General features: G+C 24.4%; 33 protein-coding genes and 2 pseudogenes. 14 read left to right on the plus strand and 21 right to left on the minus strand.

The window, feature by feature from the left end:
* Window positions 1-21 precede the first annotated feature (21 nt).
* Complete coding sequence (locus ACI2WJ_RS05940; RefSeq protein WP_400255254.1) at window positions 22-744, plus strand: IS3 family transposase; 723 nt, start codon at window positions 22-24, stop codon at window positions 742-744.
* On the opposite strand, the pseudogene ACI2WJ_RS05945 reads toward ACI2WJ_RS05940, so the two are convergent.
* Together ACI2WJ_RS05945 and ACI2WJ_RS05950 are read right to left on the minus strand one after the other, a co-directional pair.
* Window positions 731-1,969 (minus strand): annotated as a pseudogene (locus ACI2WJ_RS05945) (IS256 family transposase). The gene ACI2WJ_RS05940 and the pseudogene ACI2WJ_RS05945 overlap by 14 nt on opposite strands.
* Window positions 1,970-2,026: 57 nt before the next feature.
* The gene (locus ACI2WJ_RS05950; RefSeq protein WP_400255129.1) at window positions 2,027-2,200 is read right to left on the minus strand and encodes a hypothetical protein; all 174 of its coding nucleotides are present in this window, start codon (window positions 2,198-2,200) and stop codon (window positions 2,027-2,029) included.
* A 133-nt stretch (window positions 2,201-2,333) separates the two neighbouring features.
* On the opposite strand from ACI2WJ_RS05950, the gene ACI2WJ_RS05955 reads away from it, so the two are divergent.
* Window positions 2,334-3,123, plus strand: a protein-coding gene (locus tag ACI2WJ_RS05955) for an IS5 family transposase (RefSeq protein ID WP_400254448.1) whose coding sequence is annotated in 2 segments (ribosomal slippage) — window positions 2,334-2,594 and window positions 2,596-3,123 — 789 coding nt in all. Because the reading frame shifts where the segments join, the coding sequence is not laid out codon by codon here.
* Here ACI2WJ_RS05955 and ACI2WJ_RS05960 read toward each other — a convergent pair.
* The 4 genes from ACI2WJ_RS05960 to ACI2WJ_RS05975 all read right to left on the minus strand — a co-directional run bounded on the left by ACI2WJ_RS05960 (window position 3,109) and on the right by ACI2WJ_RS05975 (window position 7,854).
* Window positions 3,109-3,783: a hypothetical protein gene (locus ACI2WJ_RS05960; protein ID WP_400255130.1), complete on the minus strand. Its 675-nt coding sequence runs from the start codon at window positions 3,781-3,783 to the stop codon at window positions 3,109-3,111. The two genes, ACI2WJ_RS05955 and ACI2WJ_RS05960, sit on opposite strands and share 15 nt — an antisense overlap.
* Window positions 3,784-3,861: 78 nt before the next feature.
* Window positions 3,862-5,706, minus strand: coding sequence for a translational GTPase TypA (gene typA, locus ACI2WJ_RS05965; protein ID WP_338956865.1), 1,845 nt, complete (start codon window positions 5,704-5,706; stop codon window positions 3,862-3,864).
* Window positions 5,707-5,825: 119 nt separating this feature from the next.
* The gene (locus ACI2WJ_RS05970) at window positions 5,826-6,491 is read right to left on the minus strand and encodes a hypothetical protein (RefSeq protein ID WP_400255131.1); all 666 of its coding nucleotides are present in this window, start codon (window positions 6,489-6,491) and stop codon (window positions 5,826-5,828) included.
* A 241-nt stretch (window positions 6,492-6,732) separates the two neighbouring features.
* On the minus strand, window positions 6,733-7,854 hold the full coding sequence (locus tag ACI2WJ_RS05975; RefSeq protein ID WP_400255132.1) for an Mbov_0401 family ICE element transposase-like protein: 1,122 nt from the start codon (window positions 7,852-7,854) through the stop codon (window positions 6,733-6,735).
* A gap of 394 nt (window positions 7,855-8,248) precedes the next feature.
* On the opposite strand from ACI2WJ_RS05975, the gene ACI2WJ_RS05980 reads away from it, so the two are divergent.
* The gene (locus tag ACI2WJ_RS05980; RefSeq protein ID WP_400255133.1) at window positions 8,249-8,434 is read left to right on the plus strand and encodes a hypothetical protein; all 186 of its coding nucleotides are present in this window, start codon (window positions 8,249-8,251) and stop codon (window positions 8,432-8,434) included.
* Here the strand turns inward: ACI2WJ_RS05980 and ACI2WJ_RS05985 are convergent, their stop codons facing one another.
* Entirely contained in the window at window positions 8,435-9,049 is a 615-nt protein-coding gene (locus ACI2WJ_RS05985) for a hypothetical protein (RefSeq protein WP_400255134.1), read from the minus strand.
* A 108-nt stretch (window positions 9,050-9,157) separates the two neighbouring features.
* Here ACI2WJ_RS05985 and ACI2WJ_RS05990 point away from each other — a divergent pair, with 108 nt between their 5' ends.
* The 4 genes and pseudogenes from ACI2WJ_RS05990 to ACI2WJ_RS06005 all read left to right on the plus strand — a co-directional run.
* Complete coding sequence (locus ACI2WJ_RS05990; protein ID WP_400254803.1) at window positions 9,158-9,436, plus strand: transposase; 279 nt, start codon at window positions 9,158-9,160, stop codon at window positions 9,434-9,436.
* 119 nt (window positions 9,437-9,555) lie between these two features.
* Window positions 9,556-9,843: an IS3 family transposase gene (locus ACI2WJ_RS05995; RefSeq protein WP_400255135.1), complete on the plus strand. Its 288-nt coding sequence runs from the start codon at window positions 9,556-9,558 to the stop codon at window positions 9,841-9,843.
* A gap of 37 nt (window positions 9,844-9,880) precedes the next feature.
* Window positions 9,881-10,670, plus strand: a protein-coding gene (locus ACI2WJ_RS06000) for an IS5 family transposase (protein WP_400254448.1) whose coding sequence is annotated in 2 segments (ribosomal slippage) — window positions 9,881-10,141 and window positions 10,143-10,670 — 789 coding nt in all. Because the reading frame shifts where the segments join, the coding sequence is not laid out codon by codon here.
* Window positions 10,671-10,674: 4 nt separating this feature from the next.
* A pseudogene (locus ACI2WJ_RS06005) lies at window positions 10,675-11,145 on the plus strand (IS3 family transposase); the annotation flags it as partial.
* 2 nt (window positions 11,146-11,147) lie between these two features.
* Here ACI2WJ_RS06005 and ACI2WJ_RS06010 read toward each other — a convergent pair.
* Window positions 11,148-11,423 carry a hypothetical protein gene (locus ACI2WJ_RS06010; protein WP_400255136.1) on the minus strand — a complete coding sequence of 92 codons (276 nt, stop codon included), beginning with the start codon at window positions 11,421-11,423 and terminating at the stop codon, window positions 11,148-11,150.
* A gap of 3 nt (window positions 11,424-11,426) precedes the next feature.
* Entirely contained in the window at window positions 11,427-12,638 is a 1,212-nt protein-coding gene (locus tag ACI2WJ_RS06015; protein ID WP_400255137.1) for a hypothetical protein, read from the minus strand.
* Between the two features lie 384 nt (window positions 12,639-13,022).
* On the opposite strand from ACI2WJ_RS06015, the gene ACI2WJ_RS06020 reads away from it, so the two are divergent.
* Window positions 13,023-14,261 (plus strand): IS256 family transposase, encoded by a 1,239-nt coding sequence (locus ACI2WJ_RS06020; RefSeq protein ID WP_400255219.1) that lies wholly within the window; start codon window positions 13,023-13,025, stop codon window positions 14,259-14,261.
* Here the strand turns inward: ACI2WJ_RS06020 and ACI2WJ_RS06025 are convergent.
* The 10 genes from ACI2WJ_RS06025 to ACI2WJ_RS06070 all read right to left on the minus strand — a co-directional run bounded on the left by ACI2WJ_RS06025 (window position 14,248) and on the right by ACI2WJ_RS06070 (window position 17,825).
* Window positions 14,248-14,523: a hypothetical protein gene (locus tag ACI2WJ_RS06025; RefSeq protein ID WP_400255138.1), complete on the minus strand. Its 276-nt coding sequence runs from the start codon at window positions 14,521-14,523 to the stop codon at window positions 14,248-14,250. The two genes, ACI2WJ_RS06020 and ACI2WJ_RS06025, sit on opposite strands and share 14 nt — an antisense overlap.
* 126 nt (window positions 14,524-14,649) lie before the next feature.
* Entirely contained in the window at window positions 14,650-15,723 is a 1,074-nt protein-coding gene (locus tag ACI2WJ_RS06030; RefSeq protein ID WP_400255139.1) for a hypothetical protein, read from the minus strand.
* A gap of 18 nt (window positions 15,724-15,741) precedes the next feature.
* On the minus strand, window positions 15,742-16,026 hold the full coding sequence (locus ACI2WJ_RS06035) for a hypothetical protein (protein ID WP_400255140.1): 285 nt from the start codon (window positions 16,024-16,026) through the stop codon (window positions 15,742-15,744).
* Window positions 16,019-16,147, minus strand: coding sequence for a hypothetical protein (locus ACI2WJ_RS06040; RefSeq protein ID WP_400255141.1), 129 nt, complete (start codon window positions 16,145-16,147; stop codon window positions 16,019-16,021). Before ACI2WJ_RS06040 ends, ACI2WJ_RS06035 begins: the two co-directional genes overlap by 8 nt.
* Window positions 16,140-16,316 (minus strand): hypothetical protein, encoded by a 177-nt coding sequence (locus ACI2WJ_RS06045; protein WP_400255142.1) that lies wholly within the window; start codon window positions 16,314-16,316, stop codon window positions 16,140-16,142. Before ACI2WJ_RS06045 ends, ACI2WJ_RS06040 begins: the two co-directional genes overlap by 8 nt.
* Before the next feature lie 105 nt (window positions 16,317-16,421).
* Complete coding sequence (locus ACI2WJ_RS06050; RefSeq protein ID WP_400255143.1) at window positions 16,422-16,625, minus strand: hypothetical protein; 204 nt, start codon at window positions 16,623-16,625, stop codon at window positions 16,422-16,424.
* Window positions 16,618-16,983, minus strand: coding sequence for a hypothetical protein (locus tag ACI2WJ_RS06055; protein WP_400255144.1), 366 nt, complete (start codon window positions 16,981-16,983; stop codon window positions 16,618-16,620). The genes ACI2WJ_RS06050 and ACI2WJ_RS06055 overlap by 8 nt, the downstream gene beginning before the upstream one ends.
* Entirely contained in the window at window positions 16,976-17,098 is a 123-nt protein-coding gene (locus tag ACI2WJ_RS06060) for a hypothetical protein (RefSeq protein ID WP_400254871.1), read from the minus strand. Before ACI2WJ_RS06060 ends, ACI2WJ_RS06055 begins: the two co-directional genes overlap by 8 nt.
* A gap of 18 nt (window positions 17,099-17,116) precedes the next feature.
* On the minus strand, window positions 17,117-17,329 hold the full coding sequence (locus tag ACI2WJ_RS06065; RefSeq protein WP_338957990.1) for a hypothetical protein: 213 nt from the start codon (window positions 17,327-17,329) through the stop codon (window positions 17,117-17,119).
* Between the two features lie 319 nt (window positions 17,330-17,648).
* Window positions 17,649-17,825, minus strand: coding sequence for a hypothetical protein (locus ACI2WJ_RS06070; RefSeq protein ID WP_400255145.1), 177 nt, complete (start codon window positions 17,823-17,825; stop codon window positions 17,649-17,651).
* Window positions 17,826-18,151: 326 nt separating this feature from the next.
* Between ACI2WJ_RS06070 and ACI2WJ_RS06075 the strand changes: the two genes are divergently transcribed.
* The 3 genes from ACI2WJ_RS06075 to ACI2WJ_RS06085 all read left to right on the plus strand — a co-directional run bounded on the left by ACI2WJ_RS06075 (window position 18,152) and on the right by ACI2WJ_RS06085 (window position 20,458).
* Window positions 18,152-18,814: an FMN-dependent NADH-azoreductase gene (locus ACI2WJ_RS06075; protein WP_338956870.1), complete on the plus strand. Its 663-nt coding sequence runs from the start codon at window positions 18,152-18,154 to the stop codon at window positions 18,812-18,814.
* 237 nt (window positions 18,815-19,051) lie between these two features.
* A protein-coding gene (locus ACI2WJ_RS06080; RefSeq protein WP_400254448.1) for an IS5 family transposase occupies window positions 19,052-19,841 on the plus strand; the annotation gives its coding sequence in 2 pieces (ribosomal slippage) (window positions 19,052-19,312 and window positions 19,314-19,841; 789 coding nt in all).
* A gap of 191 nt (window positions 19,842-20,032) precedes the next feature.
* A complete protein-coding gene (locus tag ACI2WJ_RS06085) occupies window positions 20,033-20,458 on the plus strand; it encodes a BspA family leucine-rich repeat surface protein (protein WP_400255146.1) in 426 nt (141 codons plus the stop codon).
* A gap of 49 nt (window positions 20,459-20,507) precedes the next feature.
* On the opposite strand, the gene ACI2WJ_RS06090 is transcribed toward ACI2WJ_RS06085, so the two are convergent.
* Entirely contained in the window at window positions 20,508-21,746 is a 1,239-nt protein-coding gene (locus tag ACI2WJ_RS06090) for an IS256 family transposase (protein WP_338980932.1), read from the minus strand.
* Window positions 21,747-21,873: 127 nt separating this feature from the next.
* Entirely contained in the window at window positions 21,874-23,139 is a 1,266-nt protein-coding gene (locus ACI2WJ_RS06095; protein WP_400255147.1) for a rod shape-determining protein, read from the minus strand.
* Window positions 23,140-23,436: 297 nt separating this feature from the next.
* On the opposite strand from ACI2WJ_RS06095, the gene ACI2WJ_RS06100 reads away from it, so the two are divergent.
* The 3 genes from ACI2WJ_RS06100 to ACI2WJ_RS06110 are packed head-to-tail and all read left to right on the plus strand — an operon-like array spanning window position 23,437 to window position 25,496.
* The gene (locus ACI2WJ_RS06100; protein ID WP_400255148.1) at window positions 23,437-24,204 is read left to right on the plus strand and encodes a fructose PTS transporter subunit IIA; all 768 of its coding nucleotides are present in this window, start codon (window positions 23,437-23,439) and stop codon (window positions 24,202-24,204) included.
* Window positions 24,161-24,598, plus strand: a complete 438-nt coding sequence (locus tag ACI2WJ_RS06105) for a hypothetical protein (RefSeq protein WP_400255149.1) — start codon at window positions 24,161-24,163, stop codon at window positions 24,596-24,598. The genes ACI2WJ_RS06100 and ACI2WJ_RS06105 overlap by 44 nt, the downstream gene beginning before the upstream one ends.
* A complete protein-coding gene (locus tag ACI2WJ_RS06110) occupies window positions 24,573-25,496 on the plus strand; it encodes a hypothetical protein (protein WP_400255150.1) in 924 nt (307 codons plus the stop codon). Before ACI2WJ_RS06105 ends, ACI2WJ_RS06110 begins: the two co-directional genes overlap by 26 nt.
* Window position 25,497: the final 1 nt, after the last annotated feature.

A 25,497-nucleotide genomic window follows, 5' to 3' on the forward strand; every position in this document is an offset into this window, starting at 1 on the left:
AATAATAAATCTAAATATAAAATTCGTCCAATTTGTCGTTTTTTAAAACTTTCTAAATCAACATATTATTTTAATTTAAAGAAAAAAGAAGATAAAATCAAAAATAATATGTATGATGAAGCTGTTATTAGTGCTTTTAAACAAAATAAAGAAGTTTATGGAACAAGAAGATTAAAAGTCAGTCTAGAAAATAAAGAAATTTATTTATCACGCAAAAAAATTAAAGAAATTATGAATCAGCATAATTTAATATCAAAATACACTAAATTATCATTTAAAAATCATCATAACAAAGTCAATGATAGCCAAATAAGCAATCTTGTGAATAGAAACTTTAATAATAGGCTTAAAAATGAAGTTATTGTTAGTGATTTAACTTATGTTCAAGTTAATGGTAAGTGAAACTATATTTGCTTATTAATCGACCTATTTAACCGCGAAATTATTGGACATAGTGTAGGTACTAAAAAAGATGCATCATTAGTATATCAAGCATTTATGCAATCAAATCGCTGTTTAAAAGATATTCAAATATTTCATAGTGATCGCGGTAATGAATTCAATAATAAAACTATTGATAAACTTTTATTAGCATTCAATATTACCCGTTCTTTAAGCAAAAAAGGTTGTCCTTATGATAATGCTGTTGCTGAAGCAACTTTCAAAACTTTCAAAACTGAATTTATTAAGAGGCTTTTTAATAATCTGTGTATCTTTGTTTTGCAAAGTACTAGTTCAGATTAATTCTGTCTTCAAATTTTATCATAAAATGAGCAATTGCTGTATTTCAATTTTGAATGGGCATTGTTCATTTTTTTGTTATATTTTCAATTGCTAAGTAAAATATTTTGAAAACTGCCATATCATTTGGAAAAACTTTTTTATTTCTGATGACTTTTCGTAATTGACTATTAACAGATTCAATAGAATTTGTAGTATAAATCACTCTTTTGATTTCTGGAGGATAACTAATAAAAATCATTAAATTATCTCAATTTTTATATCAAGATTTAGCAATTTGAGGATAGTGTTTATTTCATTTACTTTCAAATGATTCTAAAGCTTGCATTGCTTGTTCTTAACTACATGCATTATAAATTGGCTTTAAATCTGTAACTAGTGATTTTCGATGTTTGTATGAAACATATTTTAAACTATTTCTGATTTGATGAACTATACATAATTGATGTTCAGTTTTAGGATAAACTGATTGTATTGCTTCTGACATGCCTGTTAAGTTGTCACTACAAGCAATAAGAATATCATTTAAGCCACGATTTTTCATTTCTGTGAAATTTGCTAATCAAAATTTAGCGCCTTCATTTTCACTAATTCATAAACCTAAAACATCTTTTTTACCTTCTAAATCAACACCTAAAGCTATATAAACTGATTTGTTAATAATGCGTTTATCTTGTCGTACTTTAACTACTATACAATCAAAATAAACAATGGGATAAATGCCTTCTAATGGTCTATTTTGTCATGCTTTGACATCATCAATCACATCATCAGTAATTTGACTAATAACACTTTCACTAATATCAGCACCATGATATAACTCTTGTAACTGCATTCTAATATCTGATAATGTCATACCTTTTGCATATAAGGAAAGAACTTGTTGATCAAAACCATCAAATCTTCTCTGTCTTTTTGGCACTATTACAGGAGTAAAATTACTATTACGATCTCGTGGTACATCAATCTCAATTTTACCTTGTTGAGTTATTAATTTTTTTGAACTTATACCATTACGAGCATTGTCACTATTACTATGTTGATTTTTTTCATATCCTAAATAATTTTGCATCTCAGAATTCAACATTTTTTCAACTAAACGTTTTGTTAATTCTTTATATAAACCCCCTTCTTTAAAAACTGTTGTTAAATCTTCAGTATTTTCTAATAATAAATCTACTGCTTTTGATATTGGATCATTATTATTAAAGTTATCTTTTTTAGCCATCTGTAACTCACTCTTTCTAGTCATTTAATTATATTTACTAGAATTAATTAAACATAGTTATTTTTGTAAGTTACACAGATTACTAAACATTACCGATTTTTCTTTTTCTACTTTTTCTTTATTAGCTTTTTCTATATCTTCGCGTGTTAATCTTTTTTCCATATTTGCAACTCTTCGTTTAGCTGATTTATTAAGTTCTTTTTCTACTTTTTCTTTTTCTTCTTTATTCATAACTTTATCTCCTTTTTAGATTATAAAGATATTTGTCTCATCTTTCTACTTGGTGACTTTTCTCTAAGAACCTGTTTAGAATCTTTTCGAAAATAATGTAAAATGATTATATATTTTAAAATAAGAGGTATATATGCATAAAAATTATCCAAGTCATGTCACCAAAGAACAATTTGAAAACATAAAATCAATTTTAGAAAATAGTAAAAAGAAAACAAAACCAAGAAGTTTAGATTTATATGAAATATTTTGTGCAATTTTATATGTATTAAAAAGTGGTTGTCAATGAAGAATGTTACCAAAAAATTTTCCAAAATGACAAACTGTATATTATTATTTTCAAATTTGAAGTAAAAATAATGGTAAAGAACCTAGTGTATTGCAATTAATTTTAAAAAAAATTAGTTAAAAAAGTTCGTATCAACAATAATCGCAAAGAACAAACTAGTTTTTGTATAATTGATTCGCAAAGTGTTAAAAATACAGATACTACTGAAAATAAAGGTTATGATGCTGGTAAAAAGATTTCAGGCATAAAACGTCATATTGTTGTTGATTCTCAAGGTTTACCACATGCAATTTACATAACCACGGCAGAAAAAACAGATCGTAATAGCGCTATAATAATGATTGAAAATGAAAAAGAAAATCTTTCTGCAGTTCAAAAAATAATAGTAGATGCTGGTTATACTGGTGAAAAATTTGCTTCTGAAATCAAAACAATCATAAATGCAAATGTTGAAGTGATAAAACGCAATGAATTACATACTTTTGTAGTATTACCAAAAAGATGAATTGTAGAACGAAGCTTTGCTTGATTAGAAAAATACAGAAGATTATGAAAAAATTGTGAAAGAAAACTAAATACTAGTTTACAAATGGTTGTTCTTTCATTTATTTCAGTTTTATTAAAAAGATTCTAAACAGGTTCTAACATCTTCTTTCACAAGATTATCACTTTTTTTATTATTTTTCAAAATTTCTTCTATTTCATTGGTAAAAGCAACAACTTCTTTCTCAAAAATTCTTAAATCGTGTTCATCAGATTGAGGTTTTTGATTTTCTTTTTCAATTACACTTGCCACAAAAGTAATCATTTCTAATTTATTTTGTATTGCTCCATTTTGCTCTGCACTTAAATCTTTTTTTGCTGCTTCTACTTGTTCTTGTAATTCATCTTTTCTTTTATAAATATTTTCCAAATTTTGCTGTTTTAATTCTCTTTTATTTTCTTCAAATCTTTGACTTAATTCATTTTGCATATCCATAAAATTTTTATTTTTATTATTATTTCAAATTTGTTGAAAACTATTCAAAATTCTTTGTTGTTTTGCTTCTGGAGGTAAGCTTAAAAATAATTCTTCTTGTTGTTCTCTTTTTAATAATAATCTTTGTTCTTGTAGTTTATTTTCTAGATTTATTTCACTTTTTGATTTTCAATTAGGCAAAAAGAATTTTTTTATTTTTTCTTTATACTTTTCTCATCCTGTAACAACTCCACCAACAATAACTCCAGAAATTAAAGCACATATTGACGGTGCATAAAAAGTTGCTACAACAGGAGCTACTAATGGAGTAACCACTAAACTACTTAAAATACGAGTATCTACAGTTAACTGTGTAAATTATAATCCTTTTAATCTTTAAAAAAATCGTAAGTATTACTTACGATTTCTATTTTGTTTACGTTCATTTTCAGTCAAGAATTTTTTACGCATACGAATATTTTGTGGTGTTACTTCAACTAATTCATCGCTAGCAATAAATTCTAAAGATTCTTCTAAACTAAAAATAGTTGGTGGTGTTAATCTAACAGCTTCATCATTACCTGAACTTCTAGTATTTGTTAATTGTTTTGCTTTGCAAGGATTAACATCTAAATCTTTATCACGATTACTTAAACCAATAATCATTCCTTCATAAACTTTAGTTTGTGGTTTAACAAATAAAGTACCACGTTCTTCTAAAGAATTTAAAGCATAAGGTAATGTTGTCCCTGTAATCATACTTACTAGAACGCCATTTCTATTATTATTAATTTCGCCTTTTAATGGTTCATATGTAAGGAAACTACGAACCATAACACCAGTTCCGCGAGTAATATTAACGTATTGACGACCAAATCCAATTAATCCTCTTGTTGGAATATGAAAAATAATTTTATCACGAACATTATCAGAATCCATATTAGTCATAATACCTTTTCTTAGATTTAAATTATTAATAACAGTACTACTATATTCAGTAGGATGATTTAAAATAATTTCTTCGACTGGTTCAGTGGTGTGTCCTTTTTCATCTTTTTTAAATACTACTTCCGGTTTAGAAATACCTAATTCAAAGCCTTCGCGACGCATATTTTCAATTAAAACAGATAAATGTAATTCACCACGACCAAAAACTTTAAAACCATCAGCATTACTTCCAGATAATTGTTCTATTTTTAAACCAACATTAGTTTCTAATTCTCTTGTTAAACGTTCTTTAATTTTATTACTAGTTACTAGTTTACCTTCAGTTCCAGAAAATGGTGAATTATTAACAAGGAAATTCATTGACATTGTTGGAGCCTGTATTGTAATTGGTTCCATTGGCACAACATTATCTTTATCACAAATAGTATTACCAATTGTTATATTTTCAATACCCGCTATGCAAACAATATCACCAGCAACAGCGTTTTTAACAGCTACTCGTTTTAATCCTTGATAAACAAATAAATATTTTACTTTAGCTTTTCTTTTTAAATCATAATCATCAACAACAATTATTTCTTGTCCTTCAGAAATAGTACCTTGAAATAATCTACCAATTCCAATTCTGCCAATAAAACTATCATAATCTAATGAACTAATTTGCATTTGTAAAGGCTCATTATATTTTACTAATTTAGAAATTTTAGCATGTTTAATAATTGTTTCAAATAATGGTTCTAAATTTTCACTTGGTTGATTTAATTCATATTGGGCAATACCTTGTTTAGTAATTCCATAAAGTGTTGGAAAGTCTAACTGTTCATCATTAGCATTTAATTCCATAAAAAGTTCTAATACTTCATCTTTTACTTCTTCAATTCTTTGGTCTTTTTTATCAATTTTGTTAATCATTAAAATTGGATTTAAGTTATGTTCTAGTGCTTTTTGCAATACAAAACGAGTTTGTGGCATTGGTCCCTCAACACTATCAACTAGTAAAATAACACAGTCTACTGTTTTCATAATTCTTTCAACTTCAGAGGAAAAGTCAGCATGACCAGGTGTATCAATAATATTAATTTTTGTATTACCATGCATGATTGAACAATTTTTAGAATAAATAGTAATTCCTCGTTGACGTTCTTGATCATTACTATCCATTATTTGTTCAACAATAACTTGGTTTTGATGAAAAATATTTGATTGCTTTAATAAAGCATCAACTAATGTTGACTTTCCAACATCGACGTGTGCTATCACTGCAATATTAATAATTTTTTGTTCAGCAGAAACTTTTTCTTGTTCAGACATTTTTCATTCTCCGTTATTCTTAAATTTTGACATTATATAAATTATACGCAATATTTTTAAATTTAGTAAAATAATTAAAAAAATAATTTATTTAAAATGATTTTTTTGACATATAATAATTATTTAAATCTTATGATTTGTGATTTTTTTTCATTTTCATGAGTTTTATTTCTATATTTACTTTTTTCATTATTATTTAAAAAATTATTTTGTTGTATTTGTTCGGTTAATAAATATGTTTGTATATCATTAAAATTATTTGTATATATAAAACTACTACTAGGTTTTGATATTTTTATTTCGATAAATAAACTGTCTTTAGTGTGTGTTTCTAATGTATTAGTATAATGTTTTTTATTAATTAAAGATGTGTTAATTTTTGTTGTTAATTCTCATATTTGATTTTTATTTGGTAATGATAAATCTAATGGTTCTTGTTGCAGTCTTTGTTTTTTATTTGATAGTGATAAATCTAATGGTTTTTCATTTTTTAATTGTTCTGAAAATTGATGAGATATTGTAAATAAATATTGTAATTCTTCATCTGTTATGTTTTCTTGATTTATTAATTCACCTACAAATAAATTTAATTCACTTAATATTTCAAATAATTGTTGAGGTTCTTTTTTATATTTATTAATAAAAAAACTAAATTTTTTTATTTGTGCTAAATATTTGTTTAAAATTTTATTTAATTTCTTTTTTATCTTTTTGTTTTTATTAAATTTTCTTTGAATTTTATTTCTGTATTTTCTAATATTTTCTAAATATTGGGAGATTGTCAAAAATCCGGAATAAATTAAATCGTTGTAGTCTTATTATAAATTTAGACAAGAAATAATTTGGATTTTTATGAAATTGTAAATTTATCTTACTACTAATTTAAAAATATTACAATTAAAATACTCAATTTTATAAATTATAAAAACATTTTAATAATTTAATTAACATAAATATATAACAAAAATTCTTATTAACTTTTAATTTAATAAGTTTTTTTAATTTTTTATTTTAAAATAAGTAAAATTATGTTTTTAAATTTATTTGATTACATTTAAAAATAACCATTTTTATATAAATAAAAATACTATATGTTCTATTAACAATCATTTCTTTTAAAACATGTCAAATATTTGTTTCAGTAAAACAACCAATATTTCATTTTGCACCTTGATTAACAATACCTTTTTTATTATTTTTAAAATATTGTTTTTTTAACTTTTTATGATTATCTAATTCTTTATATAAATAATCAATTAATTGTTCATATTGACCATTATTAATGAAATCTTTACAATTATTATATTCACTTCAATATTTTCCTTTATTTCCCGCCATTATACCAAGATATAATGTTCTAATTAAATGGAATTTATCTAAAACAAACTCAGCACCAAGATAATCTGCTACATCTTTAATTCATCCAGCACTATCTCCACAAATAATTATTTTTGCTTGTTCAACATTTTCATAAAATTTTTGACAATGTTCTTTAACAAATTCAGCAATTTTTTTAACTCCAATTGCTGTTCTTGTTGGTCTAATAATTGCTTTTACTCTTTTATTTTGTACTTTATGATTAATATTATCTGTATATGTTGTTATTAATCTCATAGAGTGTTTTATACCTTTACGTTTAAAATCTCAAAACTTTCGATGTCCATCATCAATTGCTACAAAAATAGGTTGATTTTTTTCTAATTTTACTTTTACTGGATTTGCTTCAATTACTTCTAAATTTTTAAAAACTCTATGAACAGTACTAACACTAATACCTGCTTTTTTACAAATAGCACAAATATCATGATATCTTTTTCCATCAGCAAAATATTCAATAATAGTTTGTTCAACATCTTCACCAATTCTTTTATATTTAGGTAATTCTAGTCATTCATCAACTAAACATACTCGAGTTCATTTTTGTAATTTTTCATCAAAATATTCATAAATTCTTCTTTTATAAGTTACTAATCCATACATTATTTTTCTTGTTCGATATTGATAATCAACAATTTTATATTTCTTTTTATCTCTTGTATTTTTTATTCTTCAATCTCATTTTTCTCATTTTTTTGTTATATGTTCTAAAACTAATTTATCAATTTTTGCACTTTGTTCTCTAAAATTTCATTTATAATTAAAATTCACATTTACTTCTCCTAACTATTTTAAAAAAATCTAAATTTATTGTAAATATATTTAAAAAATTAATTTACTTAATTATTATTTAAATATATAAGTGTAATTTTAAATAAAATAAAAATTATTTAAAAAACCACTTTCATATTTAAAATATAATAAATAATTTCAATACAATTAATAGTATAGGTATTACAAAATAAACGCCTTTAATTTAGGCGTTATTTTGCATTTAAAAGCATACTTGTAAAAATAATTAAAAATAGTACAATTTAAAAGTAAAATCAAGGAAAAAAGGAGTAATTTAATATGAAAACATGAATAAAAACAAATTTAAGTAAAATAACATTAGCATTAGCACTAACTGGTGCTACAACTGGAACAATAGGATTAATCATGGGGGGTGCTTACCCATGAAAATAACAATAAATTTTTAACACCATATCATGAATGAGTTTTTGGAGATACTACTATTTGATGAAATAAATGATATAATCCCGATAAAACTGATTTATATTTTTCTAAATTTAAGCATCATGATGAAGATGTAAAATGAGATGGTACTTATACAGATAATTATTTTGAATAATTATATTTCTAAATTTATATAAGAAATATTTTCGTTATATTTATCAAATAAATTAATATTATTTAATTCTATTTCTTGTTTATCTGTAATTAAAATTAAATCATAATTACCAGCACCAAATATGCCACTGATTTCAATCCGATTTAAGTTATTAATCGGATTTTCAATTTTTAACTCAAATTCATTATTATTATCAATTTGTGAAATTTCTTTATAAAATTCTAATTTAGAAAATAACTGAGATTTATTTGAACCATATAAATTTAATGCATTTTCAATTTTCATTTTTCCAATAATTGCTCTTGTAAAGTATTTTCCATATTCACCATTTGCTAATGTTCAATCTGCTGGGATTAATGATGGTATATTATTACTTTCTAATTCATTTGTTATAGATAATCAATTAAATTGGTTATCATCTAGTTTAAATAATTCATTTTGACTAATATCATTGTTTTTTAATTTAATATTATTAATATCTGTAAAATCAAAATATGGAGATTTTAATATTACTTTTATATCTTTATATTGTCAAATATCATTTTTACTAGGTTTTATTGGACTTGATTTTAATTCAAAATAATAAGGCAATAAAATTTTATTATCATCATTCAAACCTTTGTTTATTGATAATGACGAATAAATATTGGATGGGTTACACTTTATTGGACACTAATTACGTAGACAAGTGAACAAATTAGTTAAAAGAAAGGAAATATAATTATGGCCAATATTAACTCATATAATGATGAATTTAAAAAACAAATAGTATCTTTATATCAAAATGGCAAATCAGTATCTTGCCTTGCTAAAGAATACAACGTTACAAGAGCAGCTACTTATAAATGAATTAAGCAATTTACAAATTCAGGCAGTTTTAAAACTAAAGATAATCTTTCGGATTTAGAAAAACAATTAATTCAAGCAAATAAAGAATTAAAACAATTAAGAATGGAGAATGATATTTTAAAGCAAGCAGCACTAATAATAGGCAGAAAGTAGAGATTATTACAAATAATAAATCTAAATATAAAATTCGTCCAATTTGTCGTTTTTTAAAACTTTCTAAATCAACATATTATTTTAATTTAAAGAAAAAAGAAGATAAAATCAAAAATAATATGTATGATGAAGCTGTTATTAGTGCTTTTAAACAAAATAAAGAAGTTTATGGAACAAGAAGATTAAAAGTCAGTCTAGAAAATAAAGAAATTTATTTATCACGCAAAAAAATTAAAGAAATTATGAATCAGCATAATTTAATATCAAAATACACTAAATTATCATTTAAAAATCATCATAACAAAGTCAATGATAGCCAAATAAGCAATCTTGTGAATAGAAACTTTAATAATAGGCTTAAAAATGAAGTTATTGTTAGAACCTGTTTAGAATCTTTTCGAAAATAATGTAAAATGATTATATATTTTAAAATAAGAGGTATATATGCATAAAAATTATCCAAGTCATGTCACCAAAGAACAATTTGAAAACATAAAATCAATTTTAGAAAATAGTAAAAAGAAAACAAAACCAAGAAGTTTAGATTTATATGAAATATTTTGTGCAATTTTATATGTATTAAAAAGTGGTTGTCAATGAAGAATGTTACCAAAAAATTTTCCAAAATGACAAACTGTATATTATTATTTTCAAATTTGAAGTAAAAATAATGGTAAAGAACCTAGTGTATTGCAATTAATTTTAAAAAAAATTAGTTAAAAAAGTTCGTATCAACAATAATCGCAAAGAACAAACTAGTTTTTGTATAATTGATTCACAAAGTGTTAAAAATACAGATACTACTGAAAATAAAGGTTATGATGCTGGTAAAAAGATTTCAGGCATAAAACGTCATATTGTTGTTGATTCTCAAGGTTTACCACATGCAATTTACATAACCACGGCAGAAAAAACAGATCGTAATAGCGCTATAATAATGATTGAAAATGAAAAAGAAAATCTTTCTGCAGTTCAAAAAATAATAGTAGATGCTGGTTATACTGGTGAAAAATTTGCTTCTGAAATCAAAACAATCATAAATGCAAATGTTGAAGTGATAAAACGCAATGAATTACATACTTTTGTAGTATTACCAAAAAGATGAATTGTAGAACGAAGCTTTGCTTGATTAGAAAAATACAGAAGATTATGAAAAAATTGTGAAAGAAAACTAAATACTAGTTTACAAATGGTTGTTCTTTCATTTATTTCAGTTTTATTAAAAAGATTCTAAACAGGTTCTTAGTGATTTAACTTATGTTCAAGTTAATGGTAAGTGAAACTATATTTGCTTATTAATCGACCTATTTAACCGCGAAATTATTGGACATAGTGTAGGTACTAAAAAAGATGCATCATTAGTATATCAAGCATTTATGCAATCAAATCGCTGTTTAAAAGATATTCAAATATTTCATAGTGATCGCGGTAATGAATTCAATAATAAAACTATTGATAAACTTTTATTAGCATTCAATATTACCCGTTCTTTAAGCAAAAAAGGTTGTCCTTATGATAATGCTGTTGCTGAAGCAACTTTCAAAACTTTCAAAACTGAATTTATTAATGATAAAAATTTTACATCATTAATCCAATTAAAATTAGAATTATTTGATTATATCAATTGATACAACAACATACGAATCCACAGCACTTTAAACTACCTAACTCCAGTTAAATATCATGAAAAAATGTCTACCAAAAAATAGTCCTAAAAAGGGTTGCCATTCCACATTACATAAACCATATCTCTTAATGTTTCTTTAATTAATTCATCTTTAAAACTATCAAAAGGAAATTTAGATAAAATAAAATCAAGATAAGCATTAATATCATTTTGAGCACGAATAGCAAAAGTTTTAAATCAATCATTAACATTAGGTCATGTCTGTATATATTGCTGTGGGGTTTCTGTAATTTTTCCAGTTAATGGATATCAGTTATTATAATTTTCAAGACTGACATCAGTTCAAAGTTTATTAATCATAATTTATCATTCCTTAAAAAATGCTTGTTTATAATGATGAGTATGTTTTTTTGTTTTTTTATGTGTTATATGTTCAATTTCTTTTTGTATTTTATTTTTGCCTTTTTTTAATTTTTTCTTACTTTTTGCTACAACTTGACTATATGCAAACTTTTCTAAATGATGTAATAATCCAGTACCAAATAAAGTATTTACTGAAAATTTTAAACCAACATTTTTAAATGATTTGTTAATATTTTCAATAGGATTATTAATAACATTTACTACTTTATGATAAGTTCTTATTATTCTAAATATTTCTCTATATACTTTAAAACTATCTTTAATTACTTGTTGAACAACTGGCGGAGCAAATGCTATTGCTTTTAATCATTTATTATGATTTACTCCATAACCAATGTATCAACCACTATATCAACGATATCAATGAAATGGATGTATTTGAGTAACAAAAGTTTTTGCTTTAAGAATACTATCAACAACTGTAATTGGTTTATATTTAGGATTACGATGATAAATAGTAATTGCACATTTATCTAATGATAAAGGTTGAATTTTACAACCCATAAATACTGGTGAATTTAATGGAATTAATTGTACGTGTTTAATTGCTCTTTTTTCTACACTAGTAAATAAATCAGTTGTTTTTTCTTTTAATTTATTAATTTTTTCAAATGCATGTTTTTCTAACTTTTCAAATTTTTCTTGTAATTTATATATACTTTGTCGTATTTTTTCAAAATATGGTGTATCTTTTCAAAATTTATTTAAACCTTTTTTTAAATAAAATCTAATATCAAAATATTTAAAACTTTGATTTGCTTTTAAAACAAGTTGATGAATAACATTATTTTTAAAATTAAATTTAATAGCATTAGCACGAATTTTTTGTAAATCTAAAATTAAAGTTTTTCCATATCTATTTTCTGAATGTATTGTATGAACTAAATTTAATCAATCATGTTGGTTCATAGATAGTACTTTTTTTAAATCAGTATTAAATTTTTTTAAAAAGTTATTTGCTTTTTCAATATCTTTAATTTTAAATTTAGGAGTTAATTGTGGACTTAATTTTATTAATGTATTTTGTAATAATAAATAATCTTTTAATTCTTGTGCTTCTAATTTTTGAAAATTATTTTTATATTGTCTTTCAGCAACATAACCTAAATCTCGTAATACTGTTTCACGATTAGGACTAAAACTATAATTCATTAAATAACGTTTATTACCAATAATTTTATCTGTTAAAATTTCTTTTCCACTTACTTGACTAATAACTTCTTGTAAATTTTTGGCTTCTTTAATACCAACTTGTTCTAATGTTTTAGTTTCTTGTGCTAGTTTAATAAATTTAGTAGTACGATAACCACGACTAATTTTATTAAGTCCAGCAAATGCAGGTAATAAATTTAAGAAAGTATTTAATTTTGTTACATTTCCTTTTAAATAATCATAAACTTGATTAATAGTAAAATCAGTTGTAGCATAAATACCAAAATAGTGGTAATGTTTAGTAATCTGTGTAACTTACAAAAATAACTATGTTTAATTAATTCTAGTAAATATAATTAAATGACTAGAAAGAGTGAGTTACAGATGGCTAAAAAAGATAACTTTAATAATAATGATCCAATATCAAAAGCAGTAGATTTATTATTAGAAAATACTGAAGATTTAACAACAGTTTTTAAAGAAGGGGGTTTATATAAAGAATTAACAAAACGTTTAGTTGAAAAAATGTTGAATTCTGAGATGCAAAATTATTTAGGATATGAAAAAAATCAACATAGTAATAGTGACAATGCTCGTAATGGTATAAGTTCAAAAAAATTAATAACTCAACAAGGTAAAATTGAGATTGATGTACCACGAGATCGTAATAGTAATTTTACTCCTGTAATAGTGCCAAAAAGACAGAGAAGATTTGATGGTTTTGATCAACAAGTTCTTTCCTTATATGCAAAAGGTATGACATTATCAGATATTAGAATGCAGTTACAAGAGTTATATCAGGGTGCTGATATTAGTGAAAGTATTATTAGTCAAATTACTGATGATGTGATTGATGATGTCAAAGCATGACAAAATAGACCATTAGAAGGCATTTATCCTATTGTTTATTTTGATTGTATAGTAGTTAAAGTACGACAAGATAAACGCATTATTAACAAATCAGTTTATATAGCTTTAGGAGTTGATTTAGAAGGTAAAAAAGATGTTTTAGGTTTATGAATTAGTGAAAATGAAGGTGCTAAATTTTGATTAGCAAATTTAACAGAAATGAAAAATCGTGGCTTAAATGATATTCTTATTGCCTGCAGTGATAATTTAACAGGCATGTCAGAAGCAATACAATCAGTTTATCTTAAAACAGAACATCAATTATGCATAGTTCATCAAATTAGAAATAGTTTGAAATATGTCTCATATAAGCATAGAAAATCTCTAGTTGCAGATTTAAAACCAATTTATACTGCATGTAGTGAAGAACAAGCAATGCAGGCTTTAGAATCCTTTGAAAATAAGTGAAATAAACACTATCCTCAAATTGCTAAATCTTGATATAAAAATTGAGATAATTTAATGGTTTTTATTAGTTATCCTGCAGAAATTAAAAGAGTGATTTATACAACAAATGCTATTGAATCTGTAAATAGTCAATTACGAAAAATTATCAGAAATAAAAAAGTTTTTCCTAATGATATGGCAGTTTTTAAAATATTTTATTTAGCAATTGAAAATATAACAAAAAAATGAACAATGCCCATTCAAAATTGAAATACAGCAATTGCTCATTTTATGATAAAATTTGAAGATAGAATTAATCTAAACTAGTACTTTGTAAAACAAAGATACACAGATTACATAAAAGCCTCTTAATAGTACTTGCAATAAAATCACTTGCACCTAATCCAAGGGCTACACTTTCACTTAATCCACCAGTAAAAGGAGCAAGTGCTACTGCTATAACTTGTACACCAATCATTTCTAAAATTTCTCATCAAAAACTTTTATTTTCTTGTTGGTTACTTGTTCTAGTATGTTTTGGTTTATTTATGTTTAAAAGTATTGCTGTACTAGTTGTACCAATTGGCATGATATTAATTTCCTTTATTTAAGAGTTATTTTAATTGGATTTGTTGAACCTTTATAATTTAAGTCATTAACATTTGCAGTAATAGTTATATATAAGTCACCTGCTTTTTGTTTTTGATTACTTACATTAGTTTTTTCCTTGTGCATCACTAAAATATTTAATAGTTGGATTTGTTAAATTTGGATTTAATGATTTAAGTTCATTAGTACTTTTTATTTCTGTATTTAATTCATTGTTATTGTTATTAACATTTGCAGTAATATTTGTTGTTAAAACTGTAATTTTAGTTTTTAAATCAGTTTTTTCTGTTTTAATAACTCCACATAACATTCAATGTGATGTTGTTTCATTATTAGAAATATATGGGATTGCTTCTCCAACAACTTCACCAGCAACTTTATATGCTCTTCCTGCTTTATCATCTTTAATAAAATCTACATAAATAACTGTATTTTCTATCATGTATCTTTTCATTGCTCTTGGTGTTGCTAAAATAAAGGTCATTAATTGTTGTTCATTTTTATCATTAGTAAAAATCATATAGTCATCAAGAACGATTTCACATAATACGCCTTTTACATATAAATTATTTCCATTTAAACGTAATTGTTGTGCCAACTGATTATCGGTAATTAAACCTTTATTATCTGCTAAATAAACTAAACTATCATAAAGACCATTAGTAATAAAAAATTTACTATTTGCAATATTTCTAAATTGAAACAAAGTATTTCAAGCAGATAACATTGATTTTAAATAGCCTACTGGTGTTGTATCTTCAATATCGATTTTAGTAGCAAATTTTGCAATTGCTTGTGTATCATCAATTGCCAATTTATCTGCTAAATCATTTGCAACTTCATATTGCATACTATCTAATAAATTTTGTGCATTATTTGCTTTTAAATCTACATCTGCAATAATTTCTCCTGCAAGATATTTTTTAGTTATTTTTTTACTAATTTTATCTGTATCAACATATGGTAATTCATATCTTTTACTTTTATCATCTCAAGCAATAATTTTAACTTCTGGTTTTTTTGGTTTTTTAACAATAAACTCAATATTTACTGAGTCAACAATTTCAGTAGGGAAAAAGTTTGCCCATGGACTATTTGAAATTTTAAAAAACTCTATAAATTCTGGTGCTTCTACTAATCTCTCTGTATTGTCTAAATTTTGATTAAATGGTACTGACATTTTATTTCTTCCTTTCGTTTATAAATAATTTTTCTTTTTATAATTAATTAAAAAATTTTCTTTATCATTTGGTTTATTATTAATAATTATTTGTTTATTGTCACCTGTATTAATTGTTTCTTTAAATACTGGTTGTTCTTTAATCATTTTTTTAATAGTTTCTTCAATTTTTGAATTTTCTAAATTATTAGTTTTAAATTTTAAAAAATCATAAAATTCAGTTTTAACTTGATATTTTTTAAATATATTATTATTACTTTTAATAAAATTAGGAATTTTTAATTCATTTTTATTATTACTCATTAGTTGATTCTCCTTTTTTATTTAATATTTCTAAAATTTCATCTAATTTTTTATTAATTTTGCCTATATGTTTTAATAAAATTAAAATTGATTTATCCATACCAGAACTTTTTTTATCCATTATTTAATAGTTCCTTTCGTTTTTTATTTTTTTCAATTATTAAATCTTTTATATGAATAAAAAGTAGAATTAATAATTCTATTATTAAAATAATTGGAGCAATTATAATTAATCCAATGAGTACTCAAGTTATAGGTCAAATATCATTAATTGTAGTAATTAAAATCATTTTTTAACTCCTTTAAATCTATTATCTAAATGTACTTCAATTTTTTCTAAACATTTTAGACATCAAAATTTACTTAACCAAATTCTTTTATTACAATATTTACATTTATTCATTATTTTCTTCATTTTTTTCTAAAATTTCTCTTATTATTTTTAATTCAGTTAATCTTATTTCATTTGATTTAATAAAATTATTAAAATGATTAATATCATCTTGCAATCTTGATATTCTTTGTTTATGTTCATTAATATTTTCTAAATGTTTATTAATTCTGTTATTAATATATTCTAACGGTGTATTTTTAATCATTTTTATTTTCTCCTTTAAAATAATTTATTTTTGCTTCTAATCATTCATTTATTAATTCATTTGTTATTTCTATTTTTATTTCTTGTTGAGTATTTTTATTAGTTAAATAAACATAAGTTTTATAAGATGGAATTATGCCATTATCAAGTAACATACAATAATAAGCCGTTAATTGTAATTTAATTCTTTTTAATTTATCTTCATCTTTATCACGATTTGAAGCATTTTTTAATACTTCTGGTGCTATATGACTATAACCAAAACCTAAATAATTATCAATAATTCTAGAAACTGATATTAATTCTTTATCTTCTAAAAAATATTGATGAGTTTCTTTTTTAAAAATTAATTTACTCATATTTATTTCTACCTATTAATATTCAAAAACATTTATTACATAATCTATTACCAAAAGAAGATTGTTTTCTACATTTATCACAAGAACCATTCATTCTATATTCTCTATATTCCATAAATATTTTTACCTTTCATTAATTAAGTTTTTCTTTAAGTTTTTCTTGATTTGGATATTGCATATCTAATTCAAATGCTAATATTTCATAATGTATAATATATGCATCTTCTAATAAATGATGTTTATAATTTTTATGAAAATTATTTGCTTCCTTAAATGTATAAAAAACTTTATATTTTGTTTCAAATGTATAATTAACTTTGTATTTTACTAAATAAACGTATGTCATATTTATTTTTCTCCTTTATTTTTTATATTGTGTTATGATATTGTTAATGAGGTATGTATGTATATAACCCCCTTTGGTGCAATTATTTAAAAAAAAGAAAATAAAACGGGGTTTGTGGTTGTGTATTTCTATGCAAAATTAATCTCAATTTCATACATCAACAATTCTATTAACATTCTTAAATAACTCTTTTATCCTGATATAGAAGTATTTACATTTCGTACTCACTATTAGACTTCTACGACAGTTTTATTAAGTTTTAATCTTTTAACAAAAAAAGAACAATAGTTATATCGTTCTTTGTTATCCAATTATGAATCTAAGGGTTAAAGTGATGCGCCCTTTGACCAAAATATTTTTGTTGTTTATATAAATCATTATTGATACTTGCAATTGCATTAGTTATTTCAGAAATTTTAAATTTGTAATTAATTAAAGTACTAATTTTTAAATTTCTATTCATCAATTCAAGTAATTTTTGTCTTCTTTCATTCATATTTTTGCCTCTTTCTATATTTTTGATAGTCTAATCTCAAATTTCTTAATAATTATAATTTGTGTACAAATACTAAAATTTCTATAATAACTACTTATATCTATTTTTTAGAATTAATATCTATTTAATTTAAAATTTTTCTATAAACTTTTTTAAAAGTTTTACACACTTTAATGATAACACTTTATAGAAATTGATAAAATTATAATAAATATTTCATTTTTTTATAAAACTATATTTTTATTTATTATTTTTTAAAAAATAATAAATAAAAACTGATAAAATCAAATTATAAAGTTATTTTAGATATTTCGGAGGCAAAAATAATGGCAAATAAAATATTAGTAATTCGTTCTTCTATGATTAAAAAAGAACTATCTTATTCTGAAAGTTTAGTATCTCGTTTTGTTAAATATTATCGTGAATTTCATCCAGAAGATTCAATAATTGAATTAGATTTAAATCAAATACCAATGGCAAGTATTACTATTACGCAAAAAAACTTTACTTCATATTTTAATGAAAAAGATTCTGATTATTATATTAATCAACTAAAAAATGTTAATAAAGTTATATATACAACACCAATGACAAATTTTAATGTTACTAGCATGACAAAAAATTATTTAGATCACATCTTAGTTGCTGGTAAAACTTTTGATTATAAATATACCAAACAAGGTGAAGCTAGAGGATTATTACCACATTTAAAAGTTCAAATTTTGGCGACACAAGGAGCACCATATGGCTGATATTTATGAGGTAATCATGCAACTTATTTAAAAGGGACATGAGAATTTGTAGGTGCTAAAGTAGTAGAACCAATTCTTATTTGTGGTACTAAGGTTCAAGAACTTCATCAAAATGATGCTAATTTACTTATTGGTTCTAAAATATTAGCAAAAGGTGGAGGTTTGTCAGCATTAGGGCCAGAAAAAACGATGGATAAATTTGAACAGTATATTAAAGAAGCAGCAAAAAAGTTTTAACTTTAAAAAATATAATTTTTGTGAATTTGTCTTCAAAAAGTAGTAAAGTAAAATTGACTTCTTAAATAAAGTCAAAATAAAATAGAAGGATGGAAAAATGAAAAAATATTAACAGCATTAAGTGTTTTAACATTTGCATCAACTATAGGAAGTTTAACTATAACTGTCTTAGAACCTGTTTAGAATCTTTTCGAAAATAATGTAAAATGATTATATATTTTAAAATAAGAGGTATATATGCATAAAAATTATCCAAGTCATGTCACCAAAGAACAATTTGAAAACATAAAATCAATTTTAGAAAATAGTAAAAAGAAAACAAAACCAAGAAGTTTAGATTTATATGAAATATTTTGTGCAATTTTATATGTATTAAAAAGTGGTTGTCAATGAAGAATGTTACCAAAAAATTTTCCAAAATGACAAACTGTATATTATTATTTTCAAATTTGAAGTAAAAATAATGGTAAAGAACCTAGTGTATTGCAATTAATTTTAAAAAAAATTAGTTAAAAAAGTTCGTATCAACAATAATCGCAAAGAACAAACTAGTTTTTGTATAATTGATTCGCAAAGTGTTAAAAATACAGATACTACTGAAAATAAAGGTTATGATGCTGGTAAAAAGATTTCAGGCATAAAACGTCATATTGTTGTTGATTCTCAAGGTTTACCACATGCAATTTACATAACCACGGCAGAAAAAACAGATCGTAATAGCGCTATAATAATGATTGAAAATGAAAAAGAAAATCTTTCTGCAGTTCAAAAAATAATAGTAGATGCTGGTTATACTGGTGAAAAATTTGCTTCTGAAATCAAAACAATCATAAATGCAAATGTTGAAGTGATAAAACGCAATGAATTACATACTTTTGTAGTATTACCAAAAAGATGAATTGTAGAACGAAGCTTTGCTTGATTAGAAAAATACAGAAGATTATGAAAAAATTGTGAAAGAAAACTAAATACTAGTTTACAAATGGTTGTTCTTTCATTTATTTCAGTTTTATTAAAAAGATTCTAAACAGGTTCTTAAACACAAGTTCACAAAAAAATGATGTTTTAAATAATAAAACTCAACAAGACACTATTTACATTGATGAAAATGGCAAAAAAGTAATAACTAATAAGCATAATCTATCAGATATAAAAACTACCAAAATTACTCAAATTGGATTTTATAAAAATGATCAGGGAGAAATTCAAGTTGTTAATATGCCAAGAACAATTAAAGAAGTTCCAGAACAATTACCACCAGAAATAACTTCTTTGAGTTATATGTTTACTCATACAACATCATTTAATCAAGATTTATCAAAATGAAATGTATCTAATGTAACAAATATGAACAATATGTTTAGTAATGCATGAGTATTTAATCAAGATTTATCAAAGTGAAATACATCAAACGTAATAGATATGAGTTGAATGTTTTGCAGTACTTTAAAGTTTAACGGTAATATTTCAACTTGGGATACTTCAAAAGTAAAAAATATGAGTTGAATGTTTTCCGCTGCAAATGCATTTAATCAAAATATATCAACTTGAGATACTTCAAATGTTATGAAATACGAAAGTTTTTCTTTTGATTCAGGACTTCATAACTCAAAAAAATTACCAAAGTTTAAAAAAAATTTTTAATAATTTAAGAGGCTTTTTAATAATCTGTGTATCTTTGTTTTGCAAAGTACTAGTTCAGATTAATTCTGTCTTCAAATTTTATCATAAAATGAGCAATTGCTGTATTTCAATTTTGAATGGGCATTGTTCATTTTTTTGTTATATTTTCAATTGCTAAGTAAAATATTTTGAAAACTGCCATATCATTTGGAAAAACTTTTTTATTTCTGATGACTTTTCGTAATTGACTATTAACAGATTCAATAGAATTTGTAGTATAAATCACTCTTTTGATTTCTGGAGGATAACTAATAAAAATCATTAAATTATCTCAATTTTTATATCAAGATTTAGCAATTTGAGGATAGTGTTTATTTCATTTACTTTCAAATGATTCTAAAGCTTGCATTGCTTGTTCTTCACTACATGCATTATAAATTGGCTTTAAATCTGTAACTAGTGATTTTCGATGTTTGTATGAAACATATTTTAAACTATTTCTGATTTGATGAACTATACATAATTGATGTTCAGTTTTAGGATAAACTGATTGTATTGCTTCTGACATGCCTGTTAAGTTGTCACTACAAGCAATAAGAATATCATTTAAGCCACGATTTTTCATTTCTGTGAAATTTGCTAATCAAAATTTAGCGCCTTCATTTTCACTAATTCATAAACCTAAAACATCTTTTTTACCTTCTAAATCAACACCTAAAGCTATATAAACTGATTTGTTAATAATGCGTTTATCTTGTCGTACTTTAACTACTATACAATCAAAATAAACAATGGGATAAATGCCTTCTAATGGTCTATTTTGTCATGCTTTGACATCATCAATCACATCATCAGTAATTTGACTAATAACACTTTCACTAATATCAGCACCATGATATAACTCTTGTAACTGCATTCTAATATCTGATAATGTCATACCTTTTGCATATAAGGAAAGAACTTGTTGATCAAAACCATCAAATCTTCTCTGTCTTTTTGGCACTATTACAGGAGTAAAATTACTATTACGATCTCGTGGTACATCAATCTCAATTTTACCTTGTTGAGTTATTAATTTTTTTGAACTTATACCATTACGAGCATTGTCACTATTACTATGTTGATTTTTTTCATATCCTAAATAATTTTGCATCTCAGAATTCAACATTTTTTCAACTAAACGTTTTGTTAATTCTTTATATAAACCCCCTTCTTTAAAAACTGTTGTTAAATCTTCAGTATTTTCTAATAATAAATCTACTGCTTTTGATATTGGATCATTATTATTAAAGTTATCTTTTTTAGCCATCTGTAACTCACTCTTTCTAGTCATTTAATTATATTTACTAGAATTAATTAAACATAGTTATTTTTGTAAGTTACACAGATTACTAAACATTACCTAATTTAAATTAATTTAAGATTTTTATAGTTTTTTATCCTAAATCTTCGTCCTTTATTAGAATTTCACGATTAGGATTTTGTTCAATTATTAATTGTTTGTAAATTGTATCACGATATTTTACACAACCATCAATAACATTATCTAAAGGATTTAGAGCAGTCCGCACTTCAAAAAGATCTCCTTCATATTTTTGACGCATTGGTTTTGTACCTTTTTCAGTTTTAACTTCAATATAATATTCTTTAGCTAATTCTTCTTGAATAAATTTATCAACTTTTTTAATATAAGCTCCACCACCACAAATTGTGATTCCCTTACCTTTTTTCTTTAAATCACTAATACTTCCAGCAGCCTTGTCACCAGCAGTTCTTAGTACTCTGCGAATGGCTGGAATAATATGTTCTTTGAATTGAACTTGCATAACATTTTCACGAATTTCTTCTGGTGTAATTTCAATAGTTTTAGAAATTGACATTGTTTCTCCTGGTTGAGAATTTAATCTAGGTAATGAAAAACCCGAAATTGTGTATGGTTTTTCATCTTGATATTTCATAAGTGAGCCAATATTTTTAATAACATCTTCAGCTTCTTTTATTCCAACTTTTAAGGCATGTTTTTTTATAATATATTCTTGAACTTTTTGTATTAAATAGCCACCAGCACAATGTGTTGTATATGAATATAATATTGAATTATTACTAATAATAGCAACATCAGTACTGCCACCACCAATATCAATACACATAATTGCACTTCCAAAAATATCTTGCCCTGAACCTAAGGCTGCCATTTTTACTTCTTCTTGTACAAATCCACGGAGTGCTCCTAAACGATATACAATATTTTCTAAAGCTTCTTTTTGTACTGAATTAATTTCACTTGGTGTTGCCATCAACACAATCAAATTACGATTTTTATCTAATTTTTCATGTTTTTTTATAGAATTGTTATTAATTTCTTTTAAATTTTTAATTTCAAGTCTGAAATCTTGAAAAATTTTAGTAAGAATACGTTGTAAAGCATCTGGATCAGCAATATTACCATCACGAACTGGACGTTTAATAATAACGTTTTCATTTGTTTTGTCAGTTAAAGCCTTAGCCTCTTCACCGTAAAGAATTCTATTTTTTTCATAGTCTTCAGCTAAATAGGTTGGAGCATCATATCTAAGACCTATATTAATATGTCTAGCTTTAAAGTTTTCTGTTCCGATATCTAAAGCTAATCATTGATAATCAGTTATTGATTTAAGTTTGTTATTTTTCTGATTTAAATTTTCTTTTCTTGTTTTAAACATTTCTCTAATTTTCCCTTTCTTTAAATACTTAAATTTTATCTAAATTAATTTTACATTATTTTATAAATAAGTTATTTATATTAATTTATAAGGAAATATGGGATTAATGTTGATAATTTTTATTTATTATATTTTGTTTAAAAAACAGCAAAAACTTTGAAGTATGTAATATATCTAATTTTATAAATATTAAATTTAATTGAATAAATAGTTAAAAATATATTTTAATTATCTGAAAAAATCTCTGGTTTTTATTAAAAAAAGGAGATAAAATAATCATTGGAAAGGAAGGTAAAATTGAAAATAACTAATGATTTATTAAACAACTCACATATTATTTTTGAATCTAATATTAAAAATCAAATAGAAGCACTAACTAAAATTACTGATTTGGCATTTTCATTAGGTTATATTACTAATCGTGATGAATTACTAAAAGCATTTCTTGCTCGTGAACAAGAATCATCAACAGGTTTTGAAGGTGGAATTGCAATTCCACACGCTAGAATTAAATCAATTAAAAAACCTGCAATTCTAATATTATGTAATAATAATGGTGTTGACTGAAAAGCAATAGATGGACAATTAACAACTTTTATTATTGCTTTAATAATTCCTGAAACACAAGCAGAAAATTTACATTTAGATATTTTAAGTACACTTGCAATTAAACTTGTAAATGAAGATTTTCATAAAAAATTAAAAAATGCAAAAAATTTACAAGAAATAATATCGCTTATTAATGATGAAACAGTTAAAAATAGTACTAAAAAAGAAATAAAAACAATGAAAAATAAGGAAACAAAAAAAATTATTGGAGTTTCTTCTTGTACAACTGGAGTAGTTCATACTTACATGTGTAAAGAATTATTAGAAACCGCAGGAAAAGAACTAGGCTATCAAGTACATATTGAATGTCAAGGTCAAAAAGGACCAGAATATGTACTAACAGAACAAGAAATTAAAGAAGCGGATGTCGTTATTTTAGCAACAGATGTTGCAATTGACTTAGAACGTTTTATTGGTAAAAAAAACATATACTTGTGGTACAAAACCAGTAGTTAAAGATGCTAAACAAACTATTAAAGAAAGTTTAACAAAAGCAAAAATATACGCTGAACCTAATGGTAATAGTGGTGATTTCATTTTAAATGCTTCGAAAGGTAAACCAGCAATTTTAAAACATTTATTAAGTGGAGTATCATATATGATACCATTTGTTGTTTTTGCTGGTTTAATTTTTGCTATTGTTGGTGGTATCGCAAAAAGTACTTTTGGTAATGGATTTGAATTTAAAAATTCATGAGAAGAACAACTTGTTTGATTAAAAACAAATTCACCAGGAGTTAATTCTGGATTAATTGGTGGTACAACGCTAATGCATGTATTAATGATTATTACATTTTTATTAGTATCACCTGCCTGGTACGGGAATGTGATTTGGATGAGGAGTATTTAATCTTAATCTTACTGCTAGTTCTAAAATTGATGCAAGTCAACCTTTTCAGGGTAACGCTAATGTTTCATGAACATTATTTGGTGCTCTTTATGGAGGACTAATGGCTGGTTATTTAGTTAGATTTGTAAATTCATGAAAAGTACCAAAATGATTATTACCAATTATGCCAATTATTATTATTCCTGTTTTTTGTACAGCAATTATTGCAATTCCAACCGCTTTCTTTTTAGCAGCACCGTTTGGATATGTAATGGGTGCATTGGATTATGGTTTAAGTTGAATGGGGTTACATCCAAATATAGGGTTTTTAGTTGGATTATTATTAGGAGCAATGGTTGGATTTGATATGGGTGGTCCAATTAATAAAACAGCTGTTCTTGTTGCAACATCATTAATGGTACAAGATGGTGGTCGATTAATGGGACCAGTAGCAGCAGCGATTCCGATTGCACCATTGGGTTGTGCATTAACATCAACAGTATTTAGTCGTAAATTATTTACAAAACAAGAACAATCATTAGGGTGAAATGCCTGATTATTAGGGTTTATGGGAATTTCTGAATCTGCTATTCCATTTGCAGTGAGAGATACATGAAGAACAATAGTTGCTAATGTTATTGGTAGTGCTGTTGCGGGTGCTTTAGCATTTGGTTTTGGTGTACTTGGTCATGTTGGGGCTTGAGGTTCTTTTATTATTGCTTTATTTGGTGGTGTTACTAATATTGATGGTAGTTATATTGGTATTTTATGATATGCAGTAGATATTATTATTGGTACGGTAGTACAATCTATTATTTATACTTCACTTTTATTGCAAAAGCAAGGATTATATAGATCTTCAATTTTAACGTTATTAAATAAAATTGGAATTATAACTAAAAATAAAAAAAGAAAATAAT

Origin of the sequence: Spiroplasma endosymbiont of Cleonymus obscurus (assembly GCF_964273375.1) — a bacterium.
GTDB lineage: Bacteria > Bacillota_I > Bacilli_A > Mycoplasmatales > VBWQ01 > Spiroplasma_E.